This window comes from Okeania sp. SIO3B5, assembly GCF_010692555.1.
GTDB lineage: Bacteria > Cyanobacteriota > Cyanobacteriia > Cyanobacteriales > Microcoleaceae > Okeania.
Genome location: NZ_JAAHHG010000752.1, coordinates 1 through 3,525, shown reverse-complemented (window position 1 = coordinate 3,525; position 3,525 = coordinate 1). Strand labels below are relative to the sequence as shown.

Here is a 3,525-nt window from a genome sequence, read left to right as displayed (position 1 = left end):
GTTCGGTTGAATAGTTATGATTAGGATATAGATGGAAGAGATATCTCAAACCCGTATCTATTGCTTCCTTCCACTCCGTTTCAGTCGCAATGACTTTATTGTAAGTGATCATCCGAACATGATATAACTAATTATCCGAACATGATATAACATAAAAAAAAGAAGGAGAATTGAGTAGATACAATATCACTCTCTCCTTCCGATTAAATAAAATTACACACAAACCTAAATGTCTTAAATCAAAGCTATTCCCTGTTCCCTATTCCCTGTTCCCTATTCCCTGTTCCCTGCTATATAATTTAATCTTGGCGATGGCGACGCAGAGCAGCAAAACCTCCTCCGATAGCAGCAATTAAACCCAAGACTGAAGATGGTTCAGGCACATCCATAGCTATCACTTCTTCAGGAGAGGTAGGAATGCCACCAGGGTTGTCGAGAGTCCGCACACCGTAAAGTTCCTCAAGCTCTTGTTCCTTCTGATTTTCAACTTCAGCAGCAGCTAGAGATTCGCTCATCTGCTCCCGTTTTTCCTGTGCAATTGCTTCGTCACGAACTTCAGCTATTTGTGTTTCAATTTCTACGAGCAGTTCATCTTTCTGGTTAACTTGCTCTTGTTTCTGTGCTAAACTGTTATTTCTATTGTTCAATGCCTGGTTGTAACTGTTGATATCTTCTTCCTTAGCAGCAAATTCGTTGTCGCGAGCAATTTCATTATTCTCTTGTTCTTGAACTCTGTCTTTGCGGGCATCATTAAACAGTTTGGATTCAGCATCGAAGCGAGCATATTCGCTAGCAACGGTTTTCAGTGCGCCCTCTTCAGCCACAGTATGGGTAGTGTAACCGCTAATTTGGCCGTCTTCATCGTAAACTGGAATCTGCACAGTTACCTCATCGGGACCATAGACTTCTTGATTGCCATTCTCATCAAATATTGGGCTATCGCTATTTTGAGCATCTGCTATCAAGACATTCTTGAAATATTTGTCAGCTCCATCAAAAAGACTATCTAGGGACTCCTGGGAGCTGTCAATTTTATTGATGAGTGCTTGGGTGCGAGCAATATCGGTTTCGTAAAAGGCACGGAGTTCCTCTTTCTGGATGCCGTTGAGGCTGTTGTCAGTGTCAATAGCTGCTTGTTTCTGTTCTGCATTAGCTTTAACTGCTTTAAGTTGATCGCGTAGGTCGTTGGTTGCGTAGAAATTCTCTAGATTCTTCTCCAGTTTTGGCTTGAGAGCTTGGGCATCATTAAGTTCTGTTACTAAGTCATCTATATTATTTTGCTTCTCATTAATTTGTGTCTGGTATTGCTTAATTTCTGCTTGGTTGTCTTGTTTAACTCCAGATTCAAAGTCGGCTAAAACCTGGCTAAACAAAGTCAGCTCCTGCTCTTGCTTGGCTGGGCTGCCGTCACCACGAAGTTCTACCCACTCGTCACCGTAGGCTTCTTGCACGGCAAGCTTTTCATCTAAAGTCAGATTCTCCCAGTTATTTTCTTGCTTGTGTTCTTCCCATGCTTCTTTTTTGGGGACAAGTTCTGCAACAGCTTCGTAAGCTTGCTTAATGTTTCCACCTGCGTTTTCCCTAGCTATAGCGATCGCTTCTGCTTCGCTAGGAACCTCATTCAGTTTAGTTGTTAGTGCATCACGTTCATCTGTAGCATCAGTGATTTGTCCAGGAATTTCGTCGATTATTTCGTTGGCTTCATCAATTTGTTTGAGGATTTTGTTGCGCTGATTGCGCTCTTGTTTAATCACATTGTTGGCTTCTCCGCCAGGACTGTATCTAGCAGATCGCCAGCTTCCACTGCTGCGCTCATTGCGCTCTTGTTTCAGCTTATCGGCTTCTTCACTTGCAGTTTGACTGCGGGTATCATAGATAGCTGCCTGTGCTTGGTGAGCATTAGCTTTTGCTTGGTAGTCATCAACTTGACTTTGGTAAGTGTTGACTTGCTCTTGTTTCTCGGCGATATTAGTGTCGTAAGCTGCCAATTCTCCATCCCAACCTTGGGAACCCCAGTCGAAGCCATATCCTTCAGCAATTCCTTTCAGAGTGCCGATATCCTTTGGTAGTGGTGCGGGTTCTGGAGGAACTATGGCATCAAGGTTAAATTTAAAGCCTAAAATTTCGCTGCCACCAACTGTGTTTCTATCGAGTCCCGCTGCCGCGAGGTCGTCGAGGGTCAACATTTGGAAGCCGTCGTCCTCGACTTTTTGGCCTCCAGAAATTACGTTGTAGCCAGAATCGCCATTAAAGTAAGAGTTATTAACACCGAGGTCCCCGTAGAAGTTACTGCTGCTAGAATCAACCATTGCAGCATAGTTATTGTAGGTACGATGTCCGAAGTTATTCACACCCACACCTTTAGCTGCTACGTTCTGATATACACCTAGCCCTGCATTAGCTCCAGAATCTTTACTACCAGAGAAGTGAATACCGTAGAGATTTCCAGCTTCCATGGAGTCTTGGAAGTTGTCACCACCTGGAGTAAAGAATAAGTCACCGTGGAAAATTGGATTGACGTTGCGGTCGTAACCTGCACCTGTTCCGGGTAAGTTACTGCCAATGGCAACGAAGACTTCATTACCGTTTTGGAAAACTCCCATTCCTGTAATATCATAAGTACTGTTGTCAGTCATGTCTCCAATAGCATCTTGACTGTATTGCCATCCATTATGAGAGTCCAAGAATAAAGCAGTTCCATCATTATTACATTCTAGAAATAAGCTAAACATTCCACTTGTAAGACCTATACCTTGTGCGCTTTGTCCTGCTCCATTTAATAGTAAGGCAGCGATCGCTAGACTGGTAGTAGTTGTATAAACTTGTTTCATGGTTTAAAATTTCCGAATAATTTCTTTTTTTTTCTTTACTGTACTCAGTATATTTTAAGAAATGTAAATTATTTATCACCCGATCGGGTGAATTATATTTCACCCGATCAGGTTATATGACTTAAGACTCAGTATTCACAACGTTTCTAGATTTTATTTTGTTTATGTTTATCTCAGTATGAAAGCTGATTTATAAGTAATATTTTATGCAGAAAAAATGATATCATACTTAAAATAATTTCAAATAATGCATTACTGGAGAGTACAAAGTTCTTCCCAAAAACAATTTGTGTTGAATGCTGAAAGTATTACTGTAAAAGCCTTACAGTACTTACTCCTCTGAATAAAGAGTTTTTAAGCTTTAGATCGCTGAAAGCCTTAGCGAGCAATAGTTATTTCAAGAACTTTGCACTGTCTAGATGCATTAGTTGACCAAAAAATAAGGTCTCAAGCCTCCCCTTGGCTGCGTCGCGAGCTACCACTCTACTGGACAGACACACCTTAAATGGTGCATTAGGAAGTAGGGTAGATAGGGAGATAGGGAGATGGGGAGATGGGGAGATGGGGAGATGGGGAGGGTGGGAAGTGTGGGGAGATGGGGAGATGGGGAGATGGGGAGGGTGGGAAGTGTGGGGAGGGTGGGGAGATGGGGAGATAGGGAGATAGGGAGATGGGGAGATGGGGAGATGGGGAA

At 42.5% G+C, this 3,525-nt stretch carries 1 protein-coding gene; it reads right to left on the bottom strand.

Annotation, left to right across the window (positions count from 1 at the left end; all coding sequences use genetic code 11):
- Positions 1-299 precede the first annotated feature (299 nt).
- The gene (locus F6K54_RS41935) at positions 300-2,831 is read right to left on the bottom strand and encodes an XDD3 family exosortase-dependent surface protein (RefSeq protein ID WP_293090411.1); all 2,532 of its coding nucleotides are present in this window, start codon (positions 2,829-2,831) and stop codon (positions 300-302) included.
- Between the last annotated feature and the right edge of the window lie 694 nt (positions 2,832-3,525).